The 6750-nt window shown below is 63.0% G+C and carries 7 protein-coding genes; 4 read left to right on the top strand and 3 right to left on the bottom strand.

Going from position 1 to position 6750, the window contains the following annotated elements; genetic code table 11:
• Positions 1 to 545, bottom strand: a 545-nt coding sequence (locus VJR68_RS19850; protein ID WP_324150450.1) for an AraC family transcriptional regulator, incomplete at its 3' end; no start/stop codon positions are given.
• A gap of 32 nt (positions 546 to 577) precedes the next feature.
• Positions 578 to 991: a hypothetical protein gene (locus tag VJR68_RS19845; RefSeq protein ID WP_324150449.1), complete on the bottom strand. Its 414-nt coding sequence runs from the start codon at positions 989 to 991 to the stop codon at positions 578 to 580.
• Positions 992 to 1154: 163 nt separating this feature from the next.
• On the opposite strand from VJR68_RS19845, the gene baeS reads away from it, so the two are divergent.
• Genes baeS through VJR68_RS19825 form a run of 4 tightly spaced genes read left to right on the top strand, consistent with a single transcriptional unit; the run spans position 1155 to position 5554 of the window.
• Positions 1155 to 2696 (top strand): sensor histidine kinase efflux regulator BaeS, encoded by a 1542-nt coding sequence (gene baeS / locus VJR68_RS19840; RefSeq protein WP_324150448.1) that lies wholly within the window; start codon positions 1155 to 1157, stop codon positions 2694 to 2696.
• A gap of 1 nt (position 2697) precedes the next feature.
• Positions 2698 to 3390: a response regulator gene (locus VJR68_RS19835; RefSeq protein WP_324150446.1), complete on the top strand. Its 693-nt coding sequence runs from the start codon at positions 2698 to 2700 to the stop codon at positions 3388 to 3390.
• 42 nt (positions 3391 to 3432) lie between these two features.
• Entirely contained in the window at positions 3433 to 5019 is a 1587-nt protein-coding gene (locus VJR68_RS19830; protein WP_324150451.1) for an FAD-dependent monooxygenase, read from the top strand.
• The gene (locus tag VJR68_RS19825) at positions 5009 to 5554 is read left to right on the top strand and encodes a hypothetical protein (RefSeq protein ID WP_324150445.1); all 546 of its coding nucleotides are present in this window, start codon (positions 5009 to 5011) and stop codon (positions 5552 to 5554) included. Before VJR68_RS19830 ends, VJR68_RS19825 begins: the two co-directional genes overlap by 11 nt.
• 196 nt (positions 5555 to 5750) lie before the next feature.
• Here the strand turns inward: VJR68_RS19825 and bla are convergent, their stop codons facing one another.
• Entirely contained in the window at positions 5751 to 6620 is an 870-nt protein-coding gene (bla, locus tag VJR68_RS19820; protein ID WP_324150443.1) for a class A beta-lactamase, read from the bottom strand.
• Positions 6621 to 6750: the final 130 nt, after the last annotated feature.

The following is a 6750-nucleotide window of genomic DNA, read 5'->3' as shown; positions in this document are numbered from 1 at the left end:
CGCTTGCGATAGCGCGCGTAGTGCAGCGGCTCGGGGCCGCGATGCCAGATTTCCATGTTCGGCAACAGGCGCTGGGCAAGTTGTTCGCACAGGCGCGTGGTCATGGTCATCATGCGGTCGACTGCGCAGAAGCGCATCGGTGCGCGTGCGGCAAGGTCATGCACGATCAGTTCGGCGAAGCCATCGCGTTCGGTAAGGCGCAGATTGAACGTGGCGGTGCGCAGATCCAGAAAGCTGGCCCACAGTTCGAGCGCATCACGCAAGGTGGCGCAGCTCATCAAGCCGTAGCCGAGCATGCCGTGCCAGGTGACGGTGCTGTGCAGGCCGATCTGATAGCCGATGCCGGGATCATTGGTAAGGCGCACCGCCTGCGTGAGCAACTGCGTATCCTGCTGCGTGGTCAGGCGGCCGCCGTCTTCCAGTTGCTCCGGGCGAATGCCGGTGCCGGCCAGAGCCTGCTCGCGCGAAATGCCCTGCTGCGCCAGCAGCTCCAGCAAGGCCACGGCGTAATCAACGTGGACATCGTCTTTGTATAACTTGTGCATGCAGCTACCCCACAAAACGTAGATCGTTGGTCTCAGCGACGGCTTCCGTGCATTCGGCACGCTTGTACGCGCGGTTGTGCGGCGTGCATCCACACGCCATAGGTATCCAGTTCGCGCATCAGGCGATCGATCTCGCCGGCCACCACCAGCTCGTCGGCGGTCTTGCGGCCGCACTGTTCAACCGGACTGTTGAAGTACCAGTCGATGGCCTGTTCCAGATCGCATCGCTGCGACTGCGCCACATCCAGCACGCTGAGCAGTTCGTCGGCGAACTGCCGCCACGACACGCGTGTACCGCGGCGAAGCCAGCGTTTGCGCAGCGCCTGTTCGGTCATGCCCAGCGATGCGGCCAGGCGCGTGCACGACACCGCGCCGGTGGCGGGGTCGTAGACGTCGGCGAGAAATGCCAGGAATTCGTTGGCGACCTTGCGTTGGGCGAAGACCATCGGCGCTTGTCCTTCGGCGCCGCAGGAGGCGCCGCACGGAGCCAAGCTTTGAGCAGGACTGTGCAGGAAATTTGGAGATTCCGTGGAATCCTCCGCCTGCGCTTGAAACAGTCCGGACAAACAGCGCTAATGGCGGCAGGGACAACACCCACACTCTTTCGACATGCGCCCTGGGCTTACTGCCAAGCTGTTTCTTGCGATGCTTGCCGTCGCCGTGTTCGCCGTGCTTGCCATGGGCGTCGCGGCGCGCCTGAGTTTTGACCGCGGTTTTCTCGGCTATCTCGCCGAGCAGGAAACCGAGCGCATGCAGAGCGTGGCCGCGTCGCTCGCCACGGCCTATCGCGAGCACGGCAGCTGGGAATTTCTGCGCAACAATCCACACGCGTGGCTCGATGCCATGCGCCCGGGTCATTTTTCCGGCATGCCGCCGCCGCATGCCTTCGGCGATCACGATGCTCACGATCAAGGGCCGCCTGACCTTCCGCCTCCCGATGGATCACCGCCAGCCCCGTCGCCGCCGGATCATCCGGACGATCACGGGCCGCCCGATCTGCAGGGTCCGCCACCTGGACTCACACACTTGGACGCACCCGGTTCGGTCTCCGTGCTCACCGGCACCGATTTCCGCTTTGCCTTGCTGGATGCGCAGAACCAGTTGCTGTTCGGCAACCATGCCGCGGTCACTGCCGCGCATGCGGTGAAGCAGGCGATCGTGGTCAATGGCCGCACCGTCGGCTGGCTGATGATGCTGCCCTTGCGCGACGTCACCGCCAACGGCGACGTACGTTTCCAGCGCGGGCAATATCGCGCCAGCTGGACCATCGGCTTCATCGCGCTGCTGCTGGCCGCCCTGCTGGCGATCTGGCTGGCGCGCACGCTGCTCACGCCGGTGCATCGCATTGCCAAGGCCACGCATGCCCTGGCGGAAGGCAATTACGCCACGCGGGTGGAAACCACCGCCCACGACGAGCTGGGCCAGCTGGCGCGCGATTTCAACCAGCTCGCCATCGCGCTGGAGAAAACCCAGCGCGCGCGGCGCCAGTTCGTGGCCGACATCTCGCACGAACTGCGCACGCCGCTGGCGATCATGCGCGGCGAGCTGGAGGCGCTGGAGGATGGCGTGCGCCGCTTCGACAAGGACGCCGTCGCGTCGCTGCAAAGCGAAGTGGGCATGCTGAGCAAGCTGATCGACGATCTCTACCAGCTCACGCTGGCCGACGTCGGCACCATGATCTACCGCAAGGTGGACGTGGATCTGCCGAAGCTGCTGGAAGGCGTCGCCGATACCTTTCGCGATCGCTTCCGACGCACCGATGTCGAGCTGCAATTGAACCTGCCCGCATCGCCCGTGTTGGTCAATGCCGATGAAGGCCGCCTGCAACAGCTGTTCGTGAACCTGTTCGAAAACAGCGCGCGCTATACCGATGCCGGCGGCACGCTGCGCGTCAGCTGCCGCATCATGGCCGATAGCGTGGTGGTCGATCTGATGGACTCAGCGCCAGGTGTGGACGAGGCCAACCTGCCGCGCCTGTTCGAACGTTTCTATCGCGAGGAAGGCTCGCGCAATCGCGCCAGCGGCGGTGCGGGCTTGGGCCTGGCGATTTCGCGCGCCATCGTGGAGGCGCACCACGGCACCATCGACGCGCACCCGTCACCGCTGGGTGGGCTGTGGCTTACGGTGCGATTGCCATTGGAGAATGCCTGACATGGAAAGCACACCACCGGCACTCGCACGCATCCTGATCGTGGAAGACGAACCCAAGCTGGCTGCGCTGGTGGGCGACTACCTGCGCGCCGGCGGTTACGAATCCAGCTGGGTGGCCGACGGCCGCGAAGCGATTCCTGCCATCAAGGCGCAGCAACCGGATCTGGTGCTGCTCGATCTGATGCTGCCCGGTCGTGATGGCCTGGACATCTGCCGTGAACTGCGCAGCTTCAGCGACGTGCCGATCGTCATGCTTACTGCGCGCGTGGAAGAGATTGATCGTCTGCTGGGACTAGAGTTGGGCGCGGACGATTACATGTGCAAACCGTTTAGTCCGCGTGAAGTGGTGGCGCGGGTAAAAGCCATCCTGCGGCGCGCACGCAGTGGCGGCGAACCGAGCAGCAACACCGCGCTGCGTATCGATGAAAGCACGCATAGCGCCGTATTCCACGGCATGACGCTGGAACTGACACCGGTGGAATTCCGTCTGCTGAAAACGCTGGCAGCCAATCCCGGCCGCGTGTTCTCGCGCGACCGGCTGCTGGACAATCTGTATCTGGATCACCGCGTCGTCACAGATCGCACCGTCGACAGCCATATCAAGAATCTACGTCGCAAAATGGAACAGGCAGCACCGGGACAGGATCCGATTCGCTCGATCTATGGAGTAGGCTACAAGCTGGAAATCGAGTGACGGCAGGCGCGATTTGCGCCTTTGGATCACGAGGTGCACACGATGCGCTGCGATGTGCTGATCAGCGGAGCAGGCCCGACTGGCCTGGTGCTGGCGCTATGGCTGACCAGGCTTGGCGTAAACGTACATATCGTCGACAAGACCTCCGCGCCGGGTACGACATCGCGTGCCCTGGCCGTGCAGGCGCGCACGCTGGAGCTTTATCGGCAATTGGATCTGGCCGACGCGGTGGTGGCCGGCGGCCATAAAGTGCCGGCGGTCAATCTGTGGGTAAAGGGTGAACGCAAAGCGCAGGTCATGTTCGAGACGATCGGTTCGGACCTCACGCCGTTCCCCTTCCTGCACATCTTTCCCCAGGATCAGCACGAACGTTTGTTGATCGAGCGCTTGGAACAACTGGGCGTATCGGTGCAACGGGAGACGGAGTTGCTGCGCTTTACCGACGACGGGGATCGCGTGCTGGCGACGCTGCGCGGCCCCGATGGGAGCGAGCAGGCGTGGGAAGCGCACTATCTGGCCGGCTGCGATGGCGCGCGCTCGCGGGTGCGCGAGACACTCGGCACGGGGTTTCCCGGCGGTACCTACAAGCAAGTGTTCTATGTGGCCGACGTGGACGCATCCGGGCCTTCGCTGAACGGGCAATTTCATATCGACCTGGATGAAGCGGATTTCCTGGCGGTGTTTCCGCTGACCGGCGAAGGCCGTGCGCGCCTGATCGGCACGGTGCGCGACGAGCGCGCCGAGCATGCCGAAACGCTGCGCTTCGAAGATGTAAGCGGGCGCGCCATCGAACATCTGAAAGTCACGGTCAAGCAGGTGCACTGGTTTTCCACCTATCGCGTGCATCATCGCGTGGCGGAACATTTCCGGCATGGCCGCGCGTTTCTGCTCGGCGATGCCGCGCACATCCACAGCCCGGCCGGCGGGCAAGGCATGAACACCGGCATCGGCGATGCCATCAATCTCGCCTGGAAACTCGCCGCCGCTGTTACCGGCCAAGCGTCCGACGCCGTGCTGGACAGCTACGAGGCCGAACGTATTGGCTTTGCGCGCCGCCTGGTGGCCACGACGGACCGCGTGTTTACCTTCGCCACCGCCGAGGGCCGCATGGCGGATATCGTGCGCACTCGGCTTGCACCGGTGGTGATTCCGGCGGCGCTGCACATCGATGCCATCCGCGAGTTCATGTTCCGCACGGTGTCGCAAATCACCTTGAATTACCGTGGATGCCCATTGAGCGAAGGTGCCGCGGGCGACGTGCACGGCGGCGATCGCCTGCCATGGGCGACCACCGGCGACGGCGACAATTTTTCCAGCCTCGCCGCCATGACTTGGCAGGTGCACGTGTACGGCAACGCCAACGCGCGTCTGCGCGAGTGGTGCAGCCGCTACGAATTGCCGTTGCACGTGTTCGATTGGCAACCGGATTATCGCTCTGCGGGCCTGGCGCGCGATGCGCTCTATTTGATTCGGCCGGACACCTATGTGGCCATGGCGAATGCGCAAGGCGATCCGGACGCCGTAGACAATTATTTTACAAGCCGTGGCATTAAGCTCAGACCAGCGCATGCGGTTCTTTCCGCCCGATCCGACCACGTTGCGCCCACAGGGGATCTCGATGAATCCTGAAGAATCCATGCGCACCAAGCGGTCCGCAGCGACGCGCGACGATGCCATCGGTACCTCCACCAAGGTCGCAAGCATCGTTGCTGCCATCGGTGGCTGGGCCGTCGGCATGTACAGCGGCGTCAACCTGCTGGTGCCGTTGGTGGCCACCGCCGTCGTGTGGCTGGTGGGACGGAACGTTTTCAGTGAGCGCAAACAGATAGCACTGCCCGCGTTCTGCGTGCAGGCCGGTCATCTGATGTGGTTTGTCGTCGGCGCAGTAATGAGCCGACAGCTGGCGAGCCCGGCGCTGATCGATATCGTGTGGCTGGCGATCGGCCTTACGTGGCTGTGGCTGCGTCCGGGCAAGACGGCGTTGTACGTGCTGATCATCTATCAGCTGCTGGCGTTGCCGTACAACGTGTTGCAGTTCTCGCAAGCGGATTTCGGCACCACCGCGAACAAGGTGTTGCTGGTGCATGTGATCTGGCGATGCATCGCACTGTTTTATATGGCGCGGATGTTTTATCGGTTGGGAAGGCCGGTGCAAGAGCCATAACGCAATGCCTAGGCGGTGGTGAGCGGAAGGCGAATACCAATCGATGCGCAACACTCATCATCATGAAACACCTCTCCACCTTACGGCCGTCATTCCCGCGAAAGCGGGAATCCATTTTCAGGGATGCATCAGAGCAAATGGATTCCCGCTTTCGCGGGAATGACGGCCGTGAGGCACAGGAATGTTTCATGACAGCCTATGCCACCTTTGCGACGATGCTTCCGACGGCTGCCAATACAGCGCTGCGTCCGGCCGTATCTGTCGCTGCATTCTCGTAATACGCCGCCACCAGCAGCGGCTTGCGTCCCGCCGGCCACAGGATGGCGACGTCGTTGTTCTGAAAACCGTTGGCCCCTGTTTTTTCGCCAACACGCCAATCGGATGGCAGGCCCGCGCGTATGAGGTTTTTGCCGGTGGTGGTGCCGAGCATCCAGTCGGTCAGCTGTTTGCGCGATGCGTCGGACAGCACGTTACCGAGCAGCAGTTTTTGCGTATTGGCGATCATGGCGTTGGGTGTGGTGGTGTCGCTCAAGCCATCAGGTGTTTTCCGGTTGAGTTCCGGCTCGATGCGATCCAGGCGGGTGAGCATGTCGCCAAGCTGGCGCGCCAGATCGGTGACGACATGGGGGCCGCCGAGATGTTTCATCAGCACATTGGCTGCGGTGTTATCGCTCACCGTAATGGTGGCGTGGCAGAGTTCCGCGATGGTCATGCCTGGCGGGCCGACATGCTGGCTGGTGACGGGCGCGTATTCGACCAGGGCGTCTTTGTCGAAGACCAGATGCGTATCCAGCCGTTCCGTACCACGGTCGACGCGCATCAGCACGACCGCCGCCAGCAGCATCTTGAACGTGCTGCAGAGCAGGAAACGTTCGTCGGCGCGATAGCCGGCATGATGTCCATTACCGGTATCGAGTATCGCCACCCCAAGGCGCCCGCCATGCTGGCGTTCGAGCCCCGCCAGTTGGGCGTTGATGTCTTGCGCGCTTGCCCATGACAGCGACGGACGCATCGCCAACGCTGCTGCACCTACTGCCATGCCTTTGAGCCAATCCCGACGATCCATGCTTGCGCTCCTTGAAGAATGAGGTGGCCGGCCATGCTAGCCATGTAGCGAGCCGGCGCGCGGCGCGAGTTGGGGCGAAACCCTGGCAGCGGCCCATTGGCTTGCCGGCGTGCCGTGCAATTGGCTCTTG

This window comes from Dyella sp. (genome assembly GCF_035277725.1).
In the GTDB taxonomy this organism is placed as follows: domain Bacteria; phylum Pseudomonadota; class Gammaproteobacteria; order Xanthomonadales; family Rhodanobacteraceae; genus Dyella_B.
Note: the sequence above shows the minus strand (reverse complement) of the source record. Positions and strands in the feature narration are given on the sequence as shown.